Genomic DNA, 19,766 nt, shown 5'->3' on the forward strand with positions numbered 1-19,766 from the left:
AAAAGGGGGGGGCTGTTCCTCTCCCAGCTCCTCACTCTCTTTCCGCTTCATGCCGGAACTCCGCTCCGCTGTGGTCCCGCCTACCTACTGCTCGTTGATTGGATTGTCTTCCAAGTCGCCTTCGGTCAATATTTGGAAGCCTTTTTCTTGCAGCGTCTTCATCGCGAAATCAATGTTCTCGACCATGATCGCCACTGCGGGTTTCCCGTGAGGACGGACCAACAGCGGATAGGCTTGCACGATATTCAATTCGGCCTGCAGTAGCGCCGTGCATATCCGCAGCAGCGGTTGCGGGCCCGTTGGCAATTCAACACCGATCAGATCGGTCTCGATGATCGCCAAACCGCTGCGTTCCAGGATTTCCCGTCCGCGATCCGCATCACTCACCAGAAAACGCACAAACGCGCATTCCGCAGCATCGCTGATTGAGAGTGCACAAATGCGAATCCCCGTCCCCTCGAATCGTTTGACCACTTCCAGAAGCTGGCCAACGCGATTTTCCAAGAAAACCGTGAACTGGCGAAGTGCCGGATAATTTCGACCACGCGAGGTCTGATATGCGGTCACTGAATCGGATCCATCGCCAACGCTCATCGCAAGCTCGTTTTTGTGCGTGATTACTGATAGAAAATCAAGAAGAAGTGTACGCTTCGACCACATTCGCGGTCAATCATCGCCAATTCTGGGCTCAACACCGAGACGACACAGAATTGTCAAATTCAGACCAATTTCGCACGATTAAACGGATAAACAGGAAGCTTGATGGATTCGGATCTACTGAAAAACGGCTCAACTCACCAAATCGAAGTTCGCGTCGAATACAACGAAACCGATGGGCAAAAGCGAGTCCATCACGCGAATTACCTAAATTATTTCGAGCGAGGGCGGGTCGAAATGCTGCGTGCAGGCGGGGTCAGCTACAAGCAATTTGAAGCTTCCGGCCGGATGTTAGTTGTCACCGAAATGAATATTAAGTATTTCGCGGCGGCCGAATTTGACGATGTTCTTACCGTGACAACCACGCTGGTGGACGCGAAGAAAGTCCGGCTTTATCACACATATCGCATACAGAGAGGCGATCAATTGGTGGTCGAAGCGACCTCGACGATCGCCTGTGTCGATAAAAACGGACGCCCTTGCCGGTTTGCCTGATCCCCCAAACCGACGCTCCGCCCCCACCCATTTGCAACAAAATAGAGACTTCTGATCCCATTTCCAGACGAAATTTGGCGAACACGGCCGATTTCGCGGCCCTAACCGCTAAATTATGCTGGATTGACCCTGCGAATCTCGTACAATGATCAGCAGTGTGATCTCGATCACATCCTACCCCCCACCCACCCCTTCAACATCGCACTGCTTCGATTCCTACCCGAATCGTGAAGAGTCCGCCGACGCAACTAGGTCGGTGACTAGCGATTGTTTCCCCGTCCCACCCAAATAATTCATTGCATTTTCTCTCAATGTCGTTTCGCGCGATCATGTTTCTGTTGAGCATTGCCCTTTGCTTTTCGGGGACTCGGACTGCCGTTGCTCAACAAAACCCCACTACTGAAAAAGTCGCTGACCAACACGAAAACGTCTCCCCCGATCTTCAAGCTTCGGTCGAATCGTGGAAAAAGACCGGTTGGCCGCTCGTCGAACGTCTGTGCGTGGATTGCCATGGTTCCGATGACGGCGACGCGGGGCTCAATCTAAACATCTACAAAGACATCCAGTCGATCGACGCGGACCTCGGATCGGTAGAACGGGTGTTAGAGATCGTTCGTTTCGGTGCAATGCCTCCGGAGGACGCCGATCTCCCAAGCGACGAAGAACGCAAGGCCTTGGTCCAGTCGCTGGAACAGATCCTTTACAGCGTCGCGTGCAATTCGCGTCGTGCCCCGAGCAACGCAACCACTCGCCGGTTGAACCGATCCGAATACAACAACACCATTCGCGATCTGTTTCACATCGACCTTCGCCCGGCCGATTCGTTTCCGTCGGATGAAGTAGGCGGTGGTTTTGACAACAACGGTGACGTTTTAACGTTGTCCCCATTGTTGATGGAAAAGTATTTCGAAGCGGCCGAAGAAGTCGCCGCTCATGTGATCATCGATCCGGCGACGCTTCCTAAACTAGATGTCGATCTCGCGAGTGATCGTTTGTATGTTCGTGGTGAATCGAAGACGGGAAGTTTCAATGGTCGCTTCCTTGCCCCCGACGCCTACGTGTGGACCGAAGTGGACGTTCCTGTTGATGGCGAATACTCGGTACGTCTCTATGGCGGAGTCACCGACGAAAAAGCCGAACCGGCACAATTTGGTATCTTTGGCAACGATGGAATCTTGCTCGCGAAATACAAACTCAAATACTTCGGCGGCAGCGGTGGCAGTCAGAGCGAAGAACAACGCTTCCAACTAAAAAAAGGCTCGTATCGATTCCTAATCGCACCGCTTGCGGACGACGCCGTGGTGGGCAAAACAAAGTTCAAGCAACATGGCGACTTAACCAAAGAAGTGATCGCCAAGCAGCACGCCGACAGCAAGAAGGCGCTGCAACCGAGTGGCAAGTTCGAAATGGACAAGTATCCTCATATGGTCCGGCGTCTTAGCTTCGACGGACCGCGAGGATCGCGAAAAGATGAACTGCCGAAATCGCATTTGGAAATCGTTCGCAAAACAGCCAGCTACGACAGCGGCAAAAAACAGTGGAAGAATGTGGTCGAATCGGCAAGCGAATGCCTAAAACCACTAATGCGACGCGCATTTCGCGGACCGGTCACAGACGACGAAGTCAAGCAATTTGCCTCCCTAGTCGAAATTGCCACCAAGCGAGACGAAACCTACTACCGCGGCCTGCAAATCGCGGTCACTGGGATTTTGATGTCTCCCCGGTTCCTGTTTCGCGTCGAAACACCTGCGGATAACGAAAACGCTGATGGCAAGTCTGCTGATACCAAACTGACTCAGCATCAACTTGCCACACGGTTATCTTATTTCTTGTGGAGCAGCACTCCGGACGAGGCGTTGTTGAAGGACGCCGACGAAGGCAAGTTGCAAGGCAAGGCAATCGAAGATCACGTTCGCCGCATGCTGAAGGATGATCGAGCCAATGCACTCGGGAGCGAATTCGCAGCACAGTGGCTGGGACTTCGCAATCTGAGTGACCATGAAGCCGATGAAAAGCTTTTCCCCAAGTACAATGATTCGCTTGCCAATGCGATGTCCGAGGAAACCGAGCAATTGTTCATGCATCTGGTTCGCGAGAATCGACCTACACACGAACTGCTAACCGCGGACTACACGTTCCTGAATCCGCAGCTCGCTGGGTTCTACAAAACCGAACATAGTGGCAAGGAACAATTCGAGCGTGTGTCTCTCAAGGCAACGCCTCGCCGCGGAGTTCTTTCGCACGCCAGCGTCTTGACGCTGACAAGCAATCCCAATCGCACTTCGCCGGTGCAGCGAGGGAAATGGATTTTGGAGAACATCCTTGGCACGCCGCCACCGGATCCTCCGGCGGGTGTACCGGAGCTAGAGGAAACGCAAACAGCGGACGCCAATGCGTCGTTTCGCGAACAGCTCGAAATCCACCGTGCCGATCCAAGTTGCGCAGCGTGTCACCGCGTGATGGACCAACTCGGCTTCGGATTGGAACAATTTGACGCCGTCGGTCAATTTCGCGAATCGACGGCCAAGTCGAAAATTGACGCTTCGGGCGAACTGCCCGGCGGCCGTCGCTTTTCGGGTGCCGCCGATTTGGCCGAGATGCTCGGCAATAGTGAGAAAGATGCATTCGCCAGGACCGCAATTCGTCGCTTTTTGACTTTTTCGCTCGGTCGTGAACTGTCGCCTGCGGATCGCTGTGTGATCGAATTGATCGCAAAAAATACGGCAAAAGAAGAATATCGCTTCACGGACTTAATTCTTGAAGTGGTGCGTAGTAGTCCCTTTCAGAACCACTTGCGTTCCAACTAAAATAAACTCTCGGAGGAGAACACGATGAGCCAGCCAATTAATCGACGAACAATGCTTCGCGGTGCCGGACTTGCCATGGGGCTGCCGTTGCTTGAATCAATGACTCCGTTCGCGCGGAACGCGTTTGCAGCCAGTGCAACCGCTGCGACCGAGAAGCCGGTTCGCATGGCATGCATTTTCTTTCCCAACGGGGTGATCGTGCCGGAATGGAAACCGACCGGCAGCGGCGATGATTGGCAACTATCGCCAACGTTGAAACCGTTGGCGGCATTGAAATCCAAGATCAACGTAATCTCGGGGCTCGCGCACGACAACGGACGAGCGCACAAAGACGGTGCAGGCGATCACGCTCGAGGCGGTTCGACGTTCCTTACCGCCGCTCGCCCTGTGAAAACCAGCAGCAACATTAAACTTGGTATCTCGGTCGATCAAGTCGCGGCCAACCAATTGGTGGGCAAGACGACATTGCCATCGATCGAACTTGGTTTACAAGGAAGCCGGAACGCGGGCAGTTGTGACAGCGGATACAGCTGTGCCTATTCGTCAAACGTTTCGTGGCGTAGCGAATCGCAACCGATGCCCAAAGAAGTCAGTCCGCGGATGGCATTCGAGCGAATGTTTGATTCCGGCAGCGACTCGGCACGTCGGGAACGCGATTTCTATCGCAAGAGCATCTTGGATGTGGTGTCGGCCGATGCAAAACGACTGATGAAAAACGTGGGACGTTCGGACCAACGTAAACTCGACGAATACTTTACCAGTGTGAGTGAAATCGAAGCGAGGATTTTGCGCAGCGAACAAGCGGACCGTGCAGCGATGCCGGATTTGGATGTTCCCTATGGTCGTGTCGAGGCGTTTCGTGAGCACGCACGACTGATGTTCGACATCATGGCTGTGGGATTCCAAACCGATACAACCCGAGTCGCCACTTTGATGCTTGACTCCGCTGGCGGCAGTCGTCGCTACTCGGAAATCGATGTCAAAGAAGGGCATCACCAACTGAGCCATCATCGCAACCAAGAAGAGCAAGTGGCTCAGCTGAAAAAGATCGATCGCTACTTGGTCGAGCAATTCGCCTACTTCCTCGAGCGACTCGAGTCGATTAAGGAAGGCGAAGGCACATTGCTGGATCAGTCAATGGTGTTATACGGCAGCGGGATCAGTGATGGAAATCGCCATCGCCATGAAGACTTGCCGATCGTGCTCGCTGGGGGCGCTGGCGGACAAATTCGCACCGGACGTCACATCGAAACAAAGTCCGAGCGTCCGATGGCGAATCTGTTCCTGTCGATGCTCGACAAAATGGGAACGCCTGCCGAATCGATTGGCGACAGCAGCGGTCGACTCGAAGAGTTGGCGTAGTTTCGCCACGTTGCGAGCGGAAAATTGACTTCAGCGCCGGGTCACGAACCAGCCTTCGGGCGGATCCGGCAAGTTGAAAGCCTTGTGGTATTGCCGCTGGGCACGTTCGATCCAAACCGATGTCCGCTGGTACATCGGCAATGGGTATTGTCGGACCGCTTTGCGAGCGAGTTGTTTCGCACGCGAAAAATCTTGCGAAGCGGCAGCGGCCAATGCCAAGTTGTGCGTTGCGGCCGCCTGCATCGGATGCTCTTCGGCCGCCTTGGTCCAATACTTGGTCGCTTGCTGCCAGTCGCCTTGCCGCGCCGCGGCGTTGCCACGCAGCACATCCGACTTTCCAAGCGTCAGCATCGGGGACGCGAGCGAGACCGTTTCTTGGTCAAGCGATGGGGCCAATAATCGGTAGGATTCACGCACTGCAGCGGCAACCATTTGTTCCTCGGGATCCGTGATCAGGGCCAAGTCGGGATACCGTTTAACCGCCGCGTCACGTTCCACCACGACCGGTTTACCGCCCGAGGCGGAATGGCCATCGATTGCAGTCAAACGCCACGAGAGCGTCAGCTTGTCGGGGTCAGCCGGACGTGCTCCATGAGTCCGTTCGGCCAACACTTCACCGCGAAGCAGATAGTCGTATCCCTCGCGCCGAGCGACCGAAGCGAGCGCCACATCACTTGATTCATCATCCGTCGCCGCGACTAAGCGGATCGCAGATTTCTGTTGCAGGGTTTCCGAATCGACGAGATCAAGTTCGCGTCCATCATCGATAGGGGCCGAGGCAACAAACTGCCTTTGTATCTTTTTCGCGATTTTCTCGGGGCCGACCACTTGAGAAACGGCAACCCGTTTGCCAACGGTGGATTGCAGCGTCGGGGGCGTCCAAATCGCGATCGAAGCGCGCGTACGACAGCCGACGCCGAGGGCAATCCCAGCGCAAAGGAACGTCATACGAAGCAACGTGAGTCTCATGGTGCTTGCTCTGTAACGATTCCCGAGCAGAAGCGTCAACCGCGAAAAAAGGAGAGGAAATTCTTATTCACCTCCCCTTTGGGGAGGTCAGAGTCGGCGGTAGCCGGCTCTGGGTGGGGCTCGTTGTGTTAGAAATGGACGATAAAAGTTCAGTTTCACCAGCTCTCCCCGGCCGCATCCCGCGTCCGACCCCTCCCAGAGGTAGGGTAAATTCTGCTCAGGCCGGAATGCCGCTCCGCTGCGGTCAGATTTACATTGTCGCACGGCTTTCCAAGCCGTTTTGCGTTTTTCACCTCCCCGAAGCTTTGCTTTGGGGGAGGTCCGAGCGAGCGACAGCAAGCGCGAGGTGGGGCCTCGCAGTATTAGAAATAGCCCGTGCAAGTTCAGGATCACCAGCCCTCCCCGGCCGCTTCCCACGGCCGACCCTCTCAGGGGGAGGATGAATTCGCTGCCGCGGCCGAACAAAAACGTTGCTTTTGGGGTCCACCTTTCATCTGTGCCCGTATTTCCTAGAATTCTCCCTTTGAACGCTCCGGATTTTCCCCTCTTACGCCAAAGCCGAACTTTCCATGCCTCGTTATAATCCCGCCGAAATTGAGCCTCGCTGGCAAGCTTATTGGGAACAAAACCACACTTTCGCCACTCCGGAAAACCCAGCGGGCAAAAAACGTTACGTTTTGGACATGTTTCCCTACCCCAGTGGTGATGGGCTGCACGTCGGGCACCCCGAAGGTTACACGGCGACTGACATCATTTCGCGTTTTGCCCGAGCACGTGGCGAAAGCGTGCTGCACCCCATGGGGTTTGACGCATTCGGACTCCCTGCCGAAGAACACGCGATCAAAACCGGCGAACATCCTCACGTTCAAACCCAGAAAAATATCGATAATTTCACCCGCCAACTCAAAATGTTGGGCTTCAGCTACGACTGGGACCGGGTACTGGCGACCACCGACGAAGATTATTTCCGCTGGACTCAGTGGATCTTTCTCGTTCTGTACGACACCTGGTTTGATAGCGAAGCCCAGAAGGGCCGCCCGATCGCCGAATTGCCAATCCCAGCAGAGGTGCAATCGCAAGGCGACGCGGCAATCGAAGCCTATCGTGATTCGCAGCGGTTGGCCTACCAAGACGACGCCTTGGTGAATTGGTGCCAAGAACTCGGCACCGTGTTGGCCAACGAAGAGGTGATCGACGGCAAAAGCGACCGCGGTGGCTATCCCGTCAAACGCATCCCGCTGCGTCAATGGATGCTGAGGATCACTGCCTACGCCGAGCGTTTGGCAGACGGCCTGGATGATTTGAATTGGCCCACCGGAATCAAGAAACTGCAAACCGATTGGATCGGCCGTAGCACCGGGGCCGAGGTCGACTTCTATATCGGCGATGCCGATCATTTTGACGCCTGGAAAGCAGAACGTGCCAAGGACGCGTTCCCTGCCGAGGCTGGTGACGATGCCTTGCGTGTCTACACGACCCGTCCCGACACGCTGTTCGGGGCAACCTACATGGTCGTCTCGCCCGAACATCCGTTGGTGGATCGTTTGACGACCGCGGCGCAGTCCGAGGCAGTCAACGCGTATCGCGAGAAAGCATCGTTCAAGAGTGACCGCGAACGCACCGAAGGTGACAAAGTCAAAACTGGCGTCTTCACCGGATCGACTGCGATCAATCCGGTCAACGGTGACGCGATCCCCATCTGGGTCGCCGACTATGTGTTGGCGGGTTACGGAACCGGGGCGATTATGGCCGTTCCCGCTCACGATGAACGCGACTTTGAATTTGCCAAACAATTCGATCTGAAAGTCGTTCCCGTGGTCGATCCTGCTGCGGACGATCCTAACCGCGATGCGATCCTGGCGGGCGAGGTCTGCTTCGCAGCTCAAGGCCGAGCGATCAACAGTGGCGATTTCAACGGCAAAACGACCGACGAAGTCAAATCCGCCGTGACCGCGTGGTTGTCCGAATCAGGGCAAGGCAGTGAGGCCGTCAATTTCAAACTGCGTGATTGGTTGTTCAGTCGCCAACGATTTTGGGGCGAACCGTTCCCGATCCTGCATGAACTCGACGAAAACGGCGAGCCCACGGGAACAAAACGTGCGGTGGACGCTGCGGAACTTCCCGTGCGACTGCCCGATCTGAAAGACTACAAGCCGCATGGTCGTCCCGAGCCGCCTTTGGCCAAAGCCGATGACGATTGGTTGTACGTCACGATCGATGGTAAACGCTACCGTCGCGAAACCAACACGATGCCTCAGTGGGCCGGTTCGTGTTGGTATTACTTGCGCTACATCGATCCGAAGAACGATCAAGCGATCATCGATCCGGAAAAGGAAAAGCAGTGGATGCCGGTCGATTTGTACGTCGGCGGAGCGGAGCACGCTGTGCTGCATTTGCTGTACTCGCGATTCTGGCACAAAGTCCTTTTCGATCGCGGGCACGTCAGTACCCCCGAACCGTTTGGCCGCTTGGTCAACCAAGGCATGATCCTCGGTTCGCCCCAGTACCACATGGCGGACGAAGATTACCAGTCCGCCAAGGCAGGCCTTGACGCCAAAGGAATCCGTGGCGACCGGGTGGAAGATGGCGACAAGGCATCCGTCATTTTGAAACAATCCGATGGATCGGATTTGACTGATGATGAAACCGAAAAACGCAAAGGCAGCACGTTCTTGGCGGGCACCGATTTCAAAGTTTTGGCGAAAGCCGACAAGATGTCCAAAAGCCGCGGCAATGTCGTCAACCCCGACTCGGTCGTGCGCGAGTACGGAGCCGACGCACTACGTCTGTACGAAATGTTCATGGGGCCACTCGAAGCGACCAAGCCATGGTCGATGGACGGTGTCGGCGGAGTCCGCAATTTCTTGGACCGCGTCTGGCGAATGATCATCGATCAGGACGCGGACGAAGTCGTGCTGAGCAACGCGATCACCGACGATGCGTGTGATGAAGACCAACTGCGAACACTGCACCAAACGATCCGCAAGGTCACCGAAGACACCGAAGCGATGAGTTTTAATACTGCGATCGCTCGCATGATGGAGTTCACGAACTTCTTTACTCGCTGCGAGAAGCGTCCGCGTGAAGCAATGAAGACCTTCCTAATCTTGCTGTCGCCTTACGCTCCGCACTTGGCCGAAGAATTGTGGATGCTATTGGGCGGCGAAGGCTGTGTCGCCAAAGCCGCGTGGCCCGAGTGGGACGAAGCAGCACTGGTAGAAAGCAGCATTGAGATCCCCGTCCAGATCAACGGCAAGATCAAGGCCAAAATCAACGTGGCTCCCGACGCGAACAAGGATCAATTGATCGTAATCGCTTTGGCCGATCCCAAAGTGAGCGAGCATCTGGCGGGCAAAACGATTGTCAAACAAATTGTTGTCCCTGGCCGACTGGTGAACTTGGTCGTCAAATAAGCAAGCATCTTCACTGATCACTTCTTTCCGTAGGCCGGACCGCAGCGGAGCGGAGTTCCGGCATGAAGCGGAAAGAGAGTGAGGAGCTGAGGAGGCAAAACAGACTTCACCCTCCCCTCTGGGAGGGTCAACCGCGATAGCGGTCGGGGAGGGCAGGTGACACTGAGCTTGCACGGCCCATTTCTAACAACCGCGAGACGCTGCCGGACGAAATGTCGCCCGACGACTCCGCTCGTCGGTCTCCCGTTTACTCTGATGCCAACGAAAGTCTTCGCGACTTTCGCTACGGGAAAGGGGGAAGACGATTCGCTACGACCTACCTGCGTTGTAGATTGAGGGGTTGAGTGAGGCGTCGTTGTACATCTTCATCTGACGATACGTCTTGTGACGCTTTCGTCCTGCAAAAATGTCATCCAACAATTGTTGTAGCGACAATGACAAATCGACAAGCTGAGTCTCACAAACCGCTAGTCGCTCGGACACTTTTAAGCGATGCTCATCCTCCGTGTCACTTCGCTGGCACTGTTCACCGTAGTGAAACAGACGTAGCGACAAAATCGAAAGGCGATCGATCACACTGCCCGGAGTCTCGGTGTTGATCGGCGCATCCGCTGGAGCATCAACCCCTGCAGCAGCGATCGCTTCGGAAATCGCGTCATCCACTTTTTCAATCTGGTAATGACGCTGCTGATTCAAACCATCAATCGTGCGTTTGACGGTAGCAATTTCCGAATCGGTCGCGGTGGGACTGCGAGCCTTGTCCTCCTCATGCCACAACCGAAAGTTGATGGCATGTTGGTCGCACACAAGCCCCTTGAGTTCTACAAAAGCATGATCGATTGGTTCGACGTGCCAACGCCGAACCATTTCGATTTGCATCTGCGTCAGATCCGTTACCTGAAGCACTGGCAATTGATCTGACGTTGCCATGGATCAAACTTCCTTTTCGTCGATCCAAGTCATCATGCGGCGAAGCCCACGGCCAATTTGCTCGACGCCGTGCTCACGCTCCAAACGACGCGTGGCCTTAAAGAAAGGTGCACCGGCACGATTTTCCGAAATCCACTTGCGAGCGAATTCGCCACGTTGGATTTCAGTCAAAATCTTCTTCATTTCGACTTTGGTTTCTGGTGTGATGATGCGTGGGCCGCTGACGTAGTCACCATACTCGGCAGTGTTACTGATGCTGTAACGCATGTAGCTCAAACCACCTTGGTACAACAAATCGACGATCAGCTTCAATTCGTGCATGCACTCAAAGTAGGCCATTTCAGGCTGATAACCAGCTTCGACAAGCGTTTCAAAGCCGGCCTTCACCAACTCGCTGACGCCACCACAAAGCACCACTTGCTCGCCGAACAAGTCGGTTTCGGTTTCTTCGGCAAACGTGGTCTCGATCACACCACCACGAGTTCCGCCGATTGCCTTGGCGTAAGCCAAACCAATTTGCTTGGTGGTTTCCGAAGCACCTTCGCCCAATGCGATCAAACAAGGGACGCCACCACCCTTTTCATATTCGCTTCGCACCAAGTGGCCAGGGCCTTTGGGAGCGACCAACAATGTGTCGATTCCCTTTGGTGGCTCGATTTGGCCGAAGTGGATGTTGAAACCGTGCGAGCACATCAAGACGTTGCCGGGTTTCAAGTTGGGCTCGATGTTTTGGCGATAGATGTCGCCTTGAACTTCATCGGGTAGCAGAACGTTGATGACATCGGCTGCCTTGGTCGCTTCGTCGATCGACATCGGCTTGAAACCGTGCGAGACGGCCAGGTCGTAGTTTGCCGAACCGGGACGTTGCCCGATGATCACTTCACATCCGCTATCGCGAAGGTTTTGAGCCTGTGCGTGGCCTTGCGAACCGTAGCCAAGAATTGCGACGGTCTTGCCTTTAAGGTGAGACAAATCCGCATCGTTTTCGTAGTAAATCGTAGCAGCCATAACGGGGCTCAAATCTTTGGGTTGTTGAGTAAAGGAAAGTCTATTTGTTTATTTGAAAACTCAGAGGGGAGCGACGGAACGACGAATCGTTAGACCGTCACCACTTTGGGCGAGTCGCTGATGCGTGGCACTCCGGCGTCGCTGCGAACCATCGCGATGCGTCCGGTGCGAGCCAGTTCCGTGATCCCGTAGGGTCGCATTCGCTCGATGAACGCTTGCACTTTGTTCTCGCGACCGCTGATTTCGACCATGATTTCGCTGGGGCCTACGTCGACGATCTTGCCACGAAAAATATCGACAAGCTCTCGGATTTCGCTGCGAACCGGACCGGCGGGTGCCTTGATCTTCATCAACAACAAGTCTCGCTCGACGTAATCACGACTGCTGACGTCAAGAACTTGGACGACCGTGACAATCTTCTCCAACTGCTTGCCGACCTGCTCGAGCACGCGGTCGTCTCCCACGACGACGAACGTCATGCGAGAAAGATGCTTGTCTTCGGTCTCACCGACCGCTAGCGAATCGATGTTGTATCCGCGTGAGGCAAGCATGCCGGAAATGTGGGCCAGAACGCCTGGGACGTTTTGGACAAGTGCACTGAGCACGTGCCGCTGATTGTCGTTGCTCATCAGATGGGGGGTGTCGTCATCTACGAGGATTTGGATTGAACCGCTTTGTCGAGCGTAGCATGATAATTTTGGGGACAAAAACCAACAAGGGCTTACGACGAGATCAGTAGCGAAACGTCGTTGCCCGTGGCCGTCACCACCGGCGAGGACAGGGCCGCGAGCGTGGATGTTCACGCGAAAACACTGCAAATGACCATAAAAACGTGTCTAGAGTGATTGCGGTTGCTAAGCTAATGTGAGTCGCGGATAGTTACGTTTTCCGCTCGTCATCTCCCCCCATCTTCTCCATTCGCTCCGTTCGCACCGCATCGGGCCCCGGCAAAACCATGAATTTCCGTGTCGAATTGCCAGCATACCGTGGTCCGTTGGACCTGCTGCTCTACTTGGTTCGCCGCCAAGAAGTTGCGTTGCCTGAAATGTCGCTGTCCAAAATTGTCGACCAATACCTCGGCTACATGGACATTCTGCAAGAGCTGGATCTGGGGGATGTGGGCGATTTTCTCGACCTGGCTTCCACCCTGGTCGAGATGAAGAGCCAGGCTGTATTGCCAAAAATCGTTGAAGAGAGCGAAGAAGAGGAAATTCTCGACCCGCAATCCGAGCTAATCGAGCGGTTGCTGCAATACAAAGAAATCCGCGATGCCGCTTCGATTCTTGACGAAATGGGGCAACGTTGGCAGCAGCGGTATGAACGCATGTCAGACGATCTGCCCACCCGGCGAGTCGACTTGGGAGACCAACCGATCATCGACCTGGAAATCTGGGATTTGGTCAGCGCTTTTGGGCGAATCATGCGGGAAGCCGCCGGCCCGCCAGCGACCGAAGTTATTTACGACGATACGCCGATCCACGTTTATATGCAGCGGATTCACGAGCGTTTGCAGAAGACGGAACAGGTTCAATTGATGGACCTGGTTGCCGGTGGCATTCACAAATCGTCGCTGATTGGATGGTTCTTGGCCACGCTTGAATTGACCCGGCACCATGGGGCAGCGGTCCAGCAGCACGAGCATGGCGATATCTATGTCGTCCGTACGGCGAACTATTCAGACAGCTTGAATGTCAATGAAGTGGATAACTACGGCACCAAAGCGATCGAAGCGAGCAATATGCCCATCCGCATGCGCTAATCGTCATCGATCGTGTCCGGTACAGCAAATCAATGCTTCACGATATCTTGTTCGGGCCTGAGCACGTTCCTTTCCACTTTGCACTCATGCCTGCGGCCCGATGGTTGAAAACCTTCCCGTTCTGTCTCACGTTCACAATGGTCTGACCATCGAAGGCTACTCGCGCGCGGCCGTGCAAACGTATTGGCGTGTCAACGAGCTGAAAGTTCTTTTTGATTGTGGCGGGCAACCCTGGGATTTCATGGGCACGCCCACCATGTTTATCTCGCACACCCACTTGGACCACATCGCCGCCTTGCCGGCGTATGTCTCGCGCCGCCGGATGATGAAGATGGATCCCCCGGTGATTTACCTTCCCGATTCGGCGGTTGATGCCACTTGGGACATGCTGCAATTGTTCCGTCGACTCGATCGCGGCGCGATGCCGTGCGAATTGATCGGCCTGCTGCCCGGCGATGAAACCTCGATCAGCCGCGAGTACATCGTCACGTCGCTGCCGACGCGTCACACAATCGATTCACTCGGTTTTGTCATCCATCAACGGCGTCATAAATTGAAGCCCGAATTTCAAGGACTCGAAGGCGACAAGATCCGCGATTTGAAGCTTGCTGGAACGGAGATCACCGAAGAAACACGTGTGCCTGTGTTTGCCTATACCGGTGACACCTCGCCTCCGGGACTGGACAACAATCCAGTCTTCTACGAAGCCAAGACGTTGGTCAGCGAATTGACTTTTGTCGCACCGGAGCACCGCAAAGAAAAAATTCACAAGCATGGCCACATGCACATCGATGATTACAAGCAACGCAGCGACCGTTTTCAGAACGAGTTAATTATCGCGTCTCACCTCAGCACACGCTACAACGACACGCAAGTGAAGCGACTTGCCCAGAAGGCACTTCCCGATGCACTCGGTGGCCGCATGAAATTGTGGCTATAAGCATGCAGTCTGATTCGCATGACCATCACGATTGGACTTGGCCGACACCCCGCTCGGCCTACGTTCACGTTCCGTTTTGTCGACATCGCTGTGGCTACTGCAACTTTTCCGTGATCGCGGACCGCGACGATTTAGTCCAGCCATTTCTGACCGCGATCGATCGAGAACTTGAACAACTCGATCGCCCCCAAATCGACACGCTGTTTTTAGGCGGGGGGACCCCGACGCATCTAGATGTCAAACAGCTAGAGTGGCTGCTCAAACAGATCGAACTGCGTTTTGAACTGACCGACCATGCCGAGCGTAGTGTCGAAGCCAACCCCGAAGACATCGACGAACAGAAACTGCGTGTGCTGGCCGATCATGGAATCAACCGAATTAGCCTCGGCGTACAGTCCTTCAACCCATCGAAATTGAAGTTGCTTGAACGCAGCCATACCGCGGCCCAGGCTTCTGCGGCGATCGAATTGGCGGCAAAGTGGATCGGCAACGTTTCGATAGATCTGATTTTCGCCGCGCCGCAGGAAACCGTTTCCGATTGGCAGGCAGATTTACAAACCGCACTCGATTTACCGATCGACCATCTTTCGACTTATGCGTTAACGTTCGAGAAAGGGACGGCGTTTTGGACGGCAAAACGCGCCGGTCGGCTCGACGGAGTGGACGAGGCGAGCGAAGTCGCGATGTACATGATGACGCGCGAGCTGTCGTCGGCACAGGGATTGAGTCACTACGAGATTTCTAACTTTGCTCGTGACGGTTTTCGTTGTCGCCACAACGTCGCCTATTGGCAAGGTCGAGGCTGGTACGCTGCCGGCCCAGGTGCCGCCCGCTTTGTTGGTGGACATCGTGAAGTCAATCATCGCAGCACCACCACGTATCTGAAGCGAATGGAGCGAAACGCATCACCCGTCGCCGAATCCGACGCTATCACTCCGTTGCAATACGCACGCGAACGTGCCGCGTTTGGCATCCGCATGATCGATGGGATCGACATCGAAGCACTCGCCCGCGAAACCAAGATCAACCTACAGCGGGAATGTGGAGATGCAATTGAAAAGTCGATTGCTCAAGGCCTGCTACAGCGGCAAGGCAATCACATCCACTTGAGCGAACAAGGAATCCTGTTTGCCGATTCGGTCGCATCCGAGCTGCTCGGCTGAGCAAAAGTGGGATAGGCTTCCAGCCTTTTTATACCCCAAAACATTTTCTTGCCTTTTCTCGTGTGTGTGCGAATGATTCTGCGAATTGGATTTTCATCGCACGGAGGTTGCAAGGATGGTTATCGATTGGGTACGGCAGGAATTTGAATCGTTGGACCTGGGCCACAAGCGGCGGGTGGATCGCGTTGTTAAGTTTGTCTCTCAAGCTTCCTCGATCGGCGAGTCGACACCGGACCGTGTTCGTTCCAAAGCTGACTTGAAGGGAATTTATCGCTTAGCCAACAACCCCAAGGTAGACGTGGATCAAATCTTCGACGCACATCATCAGGCCGCTCGAAAGCGATGCGGCGAGCACAAACGGGTCTTTCTGGATCAGGACTCGTCCGAGTTCGATCTGACCAAGCCAAAGCAGCAGGTCAGCGGGGCAGGACCGCTTTCGGGCGGCAAACGTTTTGGCTTTTTCTACCATCCGCTCTACGCCGTTGCTGCCCCAGGCATCCCCTTGGGAGTGGTCGACCAAGTTCTTTGGACTCGTGATGCGACGTCATTGGAAGTGCCAGCCAAGGAGCGCAAAGCCGAACGGCAGCGACGCTGTTTTGAAGAAAAAGAGAGCAGCCGATGGATGGAAATGATGCAAAGCGGCGAGCAAATCGCCCGCTCGATGCCGCAAACTCAGTTCATTCAGCTTTCCGACAGCGAATCGGACATTGGCGAACTGCTGGCCGAGGCGGCGGAGTTTCCAGAGAACTATGGATTCATCATTCGTCAGTGCCGGACTCAGAAGATCGTCGCCGCCGTCGATGCGGTCACCGGCTCGCCGATTGATGATGTCACGACAATTGAAGAGACGCTTTCAAAGGTCGCTTGGCGTGGAGAGAAAACGGTTTCGATCGGTGGCCGAGACGCTCCGGTGCTTCCAGATGATAAGAAACGAGCTCGGAAACAGGCACGTATTTCACGCGAAGCGCTGGTGCAATTTCGCAGCGTGCGCGTCAAAGTTGCCGGAACCGGGCGGTCCAGCACTGGCAAGTTGACCGACACTTGGATCAATGTGGTGGAGTCGCTCGAGGTGGATCCGCCAATCGGTGAAGCCCCGATTAACTGGATGCTTCTGACAACCCTGCCGGTCAGTTCGGCGGAAGAAATTGACGAGGTTTTGACCGGCTACTGTTTTCGTTGGCTAGTGGAGTTGTACTTCAAAACACTTAAAAGTGGGCTTCACATCGAAGACATGAAGTACGAAACATTGGAGCGTTATATACGAGCGTTTTCGATGCTCACGGTCGTCGCTTGGAGAGTGGAGTACCTCAAGGGCGCCACACGTCATGACGGACAGTCGCCCTGCACGGTCTACTTTAGCGAAGACGAATGGATGGCGATCATGATATTTCTAACTAAACGCCCGGTCGATCCGAAGTCTCCACCAACGATGGAAGCGTTCGGAAAATCGATCGCCATCCTAGGCGGCTACATCGACAAAAAATCGCAGGGTCCTGCCGGCTCAAGAACTCTCTGGCGAGGGATGAACCGTTTCTCGACCATTGTTGAAGCGTTCGTTGCATTCAAGCAAATGAGTTTTGGGGTATAAAAAGGCTTCCAGCCTGTCATCGGCCAATTTACCCATATCTTTCACCTCCCCGAAACTTGTTTTGGGGAGGTCAGAGCGAGCGGAGCAAGCTCTGGGTGGGGCCTCGCAGTGTTAGAATTGGACCGTGCACGTTCAATGTCACCAGCCCTCCCCGGCCGACCTCTCCCAGAGAGAGGGTGAATTCAGCTTTGCCTCCCAACTCCCAACTCCCAACTCCCAACTCCCAACTCCCAACTCCCAACTCCCAACTCCCAACTCCCAACTCCCAACTCCCAACTCCCAACTCCCAACTCCCAACTCATCACTCCTCACTCCTCACTCCTCACTCCTCACTCATCACTCATCACTCCTCACTCCTCACTCCTCACTCATCACTCCTCACTCCTCACTCCTCACTCCTCACTCCTCACTCATCACTCCTCACTCCTCACTCCTCACTCCTCACTCCTCACTCCTCACTCCTCACTCCTCACTCCTCACTCCTCACTCCTCACTCCTCACTCCTCCCACCTCCCACCTCCCACCTCCCACCTCCTCACTCCTCACTCCTCACTCGCCGCCGTCCTGGAACCGAATCGCGTTGCCGTGCCACAACACTTCCAAATCGGCACGCGTCCAAATCTCGGCGCCGACCGAAGGATCCGCGACCACAAAATCGCCTCTCGAGTTCTGGCCCAACAATACGACGCTATGGCCGAGTCCCGGGATCCAGCCCCATTGGTCGGCATAACGCGGATCCTCGACTCCAGAGATCGGCAACTCGACCATGATCAACACAGGCCACACGTTATCGGATTCAAGTTGATCCAAACTCAGCGTCAACGCTTTGACGTCACGATGATGGCGATTGGCCATCCATTTCACGCCTCGAAACAAACCCAACGTCGGTGTGCCACTCTCGTCGGTCAAGCACAACGGGATCAGTTCTTTTTCGCTCGTTTCGATGCCGCCAGCTCTCAGGAAGGTGGCTGCCGCGCATGGACTGCAGGTCGCCCACGATGTTTGTAGCGTGATCCCGCGATACACTTCGTCCCCGCCTTCCGGAGGCGGACGTAACCAGACGCCCACAAACGGCCACAACACCGTCGCGATCGAGGCAAAACCTAGTGACATGGCCAGAATCGATTGACGCCAATGTGGCGTATTGGGCAACCGATAAACAATCCCCGCCGCCATCGCCGCAAGCAGCGGCGTGAAATTGGACCAAACGATCACGGCGGAGTCGTCAATCCACTTGGCCCAATAGAGTCGGCCAGCGGAATAGAACAGAAAGGCAAACATGCACGTGACGACGATCGTCAACATCAACACGACGCCTTGGCCATCACGCGTTGTTGGTTTAGGACTCCGTGGGGCAAAGATCACCGCTGCAAGAACACCGACGATAACCGACAGGCCCATCATCACCAGAATTGCCAGAAAAAGATCGTCCATAAAACCAATCGAACCGAAATGGGAACCCGAGCCGGCTGAAGGGTGAAATACGCGTAACGATCAGGCGAGGTTCGGCAGGAGCAAAAATATTCGCAGCCCGATCTTACCGCGTGCAGTTCCAATTGCGTAGCACCGCATGAAATTGCCGCTGTGCTTGCCAGAAGCAGGCAAGAATTTCTGATGAAGAAAGCATGAATCGCCACAATCGGATTGCTCGCGGAGGGACGTTAACCTGGGCCGCTAAAACTTTCGTATTGACGTCGGATATTGGGGGTGAGTCTTTCTTTCAGCCGATACTGTTGTTCCTCACCACCGACGAAGTGCGACTGCTGATTTGGTTAGCCGTTTTGGCGCTAGCCACGGTTTCGTCAGCATCCAACCGGGGCTAGCGCCCAAACGGCTAACAGAAGGGCGGTGGCAGAAAACCAGCGCAACTGAAAATCACGACAACACCAAAGTTTAGCTGCCCAGTCTTAGCCGCGGGCCTCGTTTTCCCAACGTTTTACGCTAGCGGCGGCCTGACGTTAACGCGTTGGGCTCACAAAATGGGACAGTCCAGCCAGCGTCGAGAAGGTTTGCGGATAATGCCCGCTATTGCCTCTTACCTGCTTAGCAAACGCTCGCAGTGCGACTGCAGCGTCTGGACGGATTCCACGCAGGTGTGACAAAGGCGGTGGACTTCGTGCTCATCATTGTCTTTTAACGCCGCCATCAACTCGCTGATCAACAATCCGCATCCGCGTTCGTCAAAGGTCACGACCAACCCCTTTAAGGCGTGCGCATCACGATGAGCTTCGTCAAAATCTCCGCCTGCGATCGAATTCTGGATCCCTTCGACCAACGGCGGAACATCATCCAGTAAGATTGCCGCTAACTCACGCAACAATTCTTCGTCGCCACCGAGCCTCCCGAGCGCCTCGGCAAAGACGGATGCCTCACATGGATTAGAATTCACCGCAGGTTTGTTGCGGCGACTGCTCGTGGATGTATTTTTCCGAACCATATTGGACTGAACTTTCACGAAAGTTTCCTTTTCAAAATCAATTGATCGCCACCTTGCGCCGCACCGCTATCCGGGCAAACCACTTGAGCGATCTCCTTTCGTCTCATGCATTAACAAATGGGAGAGCACATCTCGTTCCATTCATGAAATCCGAGCGGTTTCAAGCAACCAACCTCAGCCAAGCAACCACCCGCATCCAATCGATTGTGCCAACGACAGATCGACATTCCCGCTGCCA

General features: G+C 54.8%; 16 protein-coding genes. 9 read left to right on the top strand and 7 right to left on the bottom strand.

Annotated features, from left to right (window positions below):
* Positions 1-84: 84 nt before the first annotated feature.
* On the bottom strand, positions 85-594 hold the full coding sequence (locus SH528x_RS29335) for an acetolactate synthase (RefSeq protein WP_442506987.1): 510 nt from the start codon (positions 592-594) through the stop codon (positions 85-87).
* A 168-nt stretch (positions 595-762) separates the two neighbouring features.
* Here SH528x_RS29335 and SH528x_RS29340 point away from each other — a divergent pair, with 168 nt between their 5' ends.
* The 3 genes from SH528x_RS29340 to SH528x_RS29350 all read left to right on the top strand — a co-directional run bounded on the left by SH528x_RS29340 (position 763) and on the right by SH528x_RS29350 (position 5,321).
* Positions 763-1,152 carry an acyl-CoA thioesterase gene (locus SH528x_RS29340; RefSeq protein WP_442506988.1) on the top strand — a complete coding sequence of 130 codons (390 nt, stop codon included), beginning with the start codon at positions 763-765 and terminating at the stop codon, positions 1,150-1,152.
* 296 nt (positions 1,153-1,448) lie between these two features.
* Positions 1,449-3,959 (top strand): DUF1592 domain-containing protein, encoded by a 2,511-nt coding sequence (locus SH528x_RS29345; RefSeq protein ID WP_442506989.1) that lies wholly within the window; start codon positions 1,449-1,451, stop codon positions 3,957-3,959.
* Between the two features lie 24 nt (positions 3,960-3,983).
* A complete protein-coding gene (locus SH528x_RS29350) occupies positions 3,984-5,321 on the top strand; it encodes a DUF1552 domain-containing protein (protein ID WP_442506990.1) in 1,338 nt (445 codons plus the stop codon).
* Positions 5,322-5,351: 30 nt separating this feature from the next.
* Here SH528x_RS29350 and SH528x_RS29355 read toward each other — a convergent pair whose 3' ends face one another.
* A complete protein-coding gene (locus tag SH528x_RS29355; protein WP_442506991.1) occupies positions 5,352-6,290 on the bottom strand; it encodes a hypothetical protein in 939 nt (312 codons plus the stop codon).
* A gap of 569 nt (positions 6,291-6,859) precedes the next feature.
* Between SH528x_RS29355 and leuS the strand changes: the two genes are divergently transcribed.
* Positions 6,860-9,703 carry a leucine--tRNA ligase gene (gene leuS / locus SH528x_RS29360; protein WP_442506992.1) on the top strand — a complete coding sequence of 948 codons (2,844 nt, stop codon included), beginning with the start codon at positions 6,860-6,862 and terminating at the stop codon, positions 9,701-9,703.
* 309 nt (positions 9,704-10,012) lie between these two features.
* Here the strand turns inward: leuS and SH528x_RS29365 are convergent, their stop codons facing one another.
* The 3 genes from SH528x_RS29365 to ilvN form a co-directional block, all read right to left on the bottom strand.
* Entirely contained in the window at positions 10,013-10,633 is a 621-nt protein-coding gene (locus SH528x_RS29365; protein WP_442506993.1) for a DUF4254 domain-containing protein, read from the bottom strand.
* Positions 10,634-10,636: 3 nt separating this feature from the next.
* Entirely contained in the window at positions 10,637-11,641 is a 1,005-nt protein-coding gene (ilvC, locus tag SH528x_RS29370) for a ketol-acid reductoisomerase (protein ID WP_442506994.1), read from the bottom strand.
* An 89-nt stretch (positions 11,642-11,730) separates the two neighbouring features.
* On the bottom strand, positions 11,731-12,270 hold the full coding sequence (gene ilvN, locus SH528x_RS29375; protein WP_442506995.1) for an acetolactate synthase small subunit: 540 nt from the start codon (positions 12,268-12,270) through the stop codon (positions 11,731-11,733).
* 326 nt (positions 12,271-12,596) lie between these two features.
* Between ilvN and SH528x_RS29380 the strand changes: the two genes are divergently transcribed.
* The 4 genes from SH528x_RS29380 (at position 12,597) to SH528x_RS29395 (ending at position 17,091) form a co-directional block, all read left to right on the top strand.
* Positions 12,597-13,400: a segregation and condensation protein A gene (locus tag SH528x_RS29380; protein ID WP_442506996.1), complete on the top strand. Its 804-nt coding sequence runs from the start codon at positions 12,597-12,599 to the stop codon at positions 13,398-13,400.
* Positions 13,401-13,500: 100 nt separating this feature from the next.
* Entirely contained in the window at positions 13,501-14,340 is an 840-nt protein-coding gene (locus SH528x_RS29385) for an MBL fold metallo-hydrolase (protein ID WP_442506997.1), read from the top strand.
* 2 nt (positions 14,341-14,342) lie between these two features.
* Entirely contained in the window at positions 14,343-15,503 is a 1,161-nt protein-coding gene (hemW, locus tag SH528x_RS29390) for a radical SAM family heme chaperone HemW (protein ID WP_442506998.1), read from the top strand.
* Between the two features lie 115 nt (positions 15,504-15,618).
* Positions 15,619-17,091, top strand: a complete 1,473-nt coding sequence (locus tag SH528x_RS29395; RefSeq protein ID WP_442506501.1) for an IS4 family transposase — start codon at positions 15,619-15,621, stop codon at positions 17,089-17,091.
* A 549-nt stretch (positions 17,092-17,640) separates the two neighbouring features.
* Here the strand turns inward: SH528x_RS29395 and SH528x_RS29400 are convergent.
* On the bottom strand, positions 17,641-18,525 hold the full coding sequence (locus SH528x_RS29400) for a peptidase C39 (protein ID WP_442506999.1): 885 nt from the start codon (positions 18,523-18,525) through the stop codon (positions 17,641-17,643).
* 191 nt (positions 18,526-18,716) lie between these two features.
* On the opposite strand from SH528x_RS29400, the gene SH528x_RS29405 reads away from it, so the two are divergent.
* Positions 18,717-18,914 (top strand): hypothetical protein, encoded by a 198-nt coding sequence (locus tag SH528x_RS29405; RefSeq protein ID WP_442507000.1) that lies wholly within the window; start codon positions 18,717-18,719, stop codon positions 18,912-18,914.
* Between the two features lie 212 nt (positions 18,915-19,126).
* Here SH528x_RS29405 and SH528x_RS29410 read toward each other — a convergent pair whose 3' ends face one another.
* Positions 19,127-19,480 carry an Hpt domain-containing protein gene (locus tag SH528x_RS29410; RefSeq protein ID WP_442507001.1) on the bottom strand — a complete coding sequence of 118 codons (354 nt, stop codon included), beginning with the start codon at positions 19,478-19,480 and terminating at the stop codon, positions 19,127-19,129.
* Positions 19,481-19,766 lie beyond the last annotated feature (286 nt).

Source organism: Novipirellula methanifontis (genome assembly GCF_052161655.1).
In the GTDB taxonomy this organism is placed as follows: Bacteria; Planctomycetota; Planctomycetia; order Pirellulales; family Pirellulaceae; genus Novipirellula.